Origin of the sequence: Geomonas oryzae, from assembly GCF_004117875.1 — a bacterium.
GTDB classification, from domain to species: Bacteria; Desulfobacterota; Desulfuromonadia; order Geobacterales; family Geobacteraceae; genus Geomonas; species Geomonas oryzae.
Genome location: NZ_RAHW01000016.1, coordinates 1 through 1638 on the forward strand (window position 1 = coordinate 1; position 1638 = coordinate 1638).

1 protein-coding gene is annotated in these 1638 nt (G+C 59.3%); it reads left to right on the top strand.

Features of this window, described 5'->3' with window-relative positions; all coding sequences use genetic code 11:
- The coding region (locus D6Z24_RS21460) for a VCBS domain-containing protein (RefSeq protein ID WP_198419596.1) at window positions 1-1638 on the top strand (1638 nt) is incomplete at both ends.

The window sequence follows — 1638 nt, forward strand, 5'->3', positions numbered from 1 at the left end:
AAGACACCCCGAGCGTCGAGACCGTGACGTTGTCCACAAATGGGACGCTGGTTGTCACCGACGCTGATCAGCATCAGTCGGCGATCAATACGGCCGTCGCACCGGTGGCGAGCGAAGGCGCACTCGGTCACATCACTATCGACAGCGCCGGTCACTGGACTTACAGCGTTGCCAATGCCGATGTGCAGTACTTGGGCAATGGCGAAACCAAAGTCGAAACCTTCACTGTCCAGAGCGTTGACGGCACCAGCCACGACATCGTCATCACGATCAACGGCACCAATGACGTCCCGACCTTCAGTGGCGCCGACTCCGGGTACGTCACCGAAGACACCCCGAGTGCTGAGACCGTGACATTGTCCACTAATGGCACACTGGTAGTTGCCGACGCGGATCAGCATCAGTCTGCAATCAATACTGCAGTTGCCCCGGTTGCGAGCGAAGGCGCCCTGGGCCACATCACCATCGACAGCGCGGGCCACTGGACTTACAGCGTTGCCAATGCTGATGTGCAGTACCTCGGCAACGGTGAAACCAAAGTCGAAACCTTCACAGTGCAGAGCGTCGACGGCACCAGCCACGACATCGTCATCACGATCAACGGGACAAATGACATCCCGACCTTCACCGGGGCAGACTCGGGCTTCGTGACCGAGGACACTCCGAGCGCTGAGACTATCAACCTGACTACCGCTGGAACGTTGGTAGTTGCCGACGCTGATCAGCATCAGTCGGCGATCAATACGGCCGTTGCACCGGTGGCGAGCGAAGGCGCCCTGGGCCACATCACCATCGACAGCGCCGGTCACTGGACTTACAGCGTTGCCAACGCCGATGTGCAGTACCTCGGCAATGGTGAAACCAAAGTCGAAACCTTCACGGTGCAGAGCGTCGACGGCACCAGCCACGACATCGTCATAACTATCAACGGCACCAATGACGTCCCGACCTTCAGCGGTGCCGACTCCGGGTACGTCACCGAAGACACCCCGAGTGCTGAGACCGTGACGTTGTCCACTAATGGCACACTGGTAGTTGCCGACGCGGATCAGCATCAGTCTGCAATCAATACTGCCGTCGCCCCGGTTGCGAGCGAAGGCGCCCTGGGCCACATCACCATCGACAGCGCCGGTCACTGGACTTACAGCGTTGCCAATGCCGATGTGCAGTACCTCGGCAATGGTGAAACCAAAGTCGAAACCTTCACCGTCCAGAGTGTCGACGGCACCAGCCATGACATCGTCATAACTATCAACGGGACCAACGACATTCCGACCTTCAGTGGCGCCGACTCCGGGTACGTCACCGAAGACACCCCGAGCGTCGAGACCGTGACGTTGTCCACAAATGGGACGCTGGTTGTCACCGACGCTGATCAGCATCAGTCGGCGATCAATACGGCCGTTGCACCGGTGGCGAGCGAAGGCGCTCTGGGCCACATCACCATCGACAGCGCCGGTCACTGGACTTACAGCGTTGCCAACGCCGACGTGCAGTATCTCGGCAATGGTGAAACCAAAGTCGAAACCTTCACTGTCCAGAGCGTCGACGGCACCAGCCACGACATCGTCATCACGATCAACGGGACCAACGACATTCCGACCTTCAGTGGCGCCGACTCCGGGTACGTCACCGAAG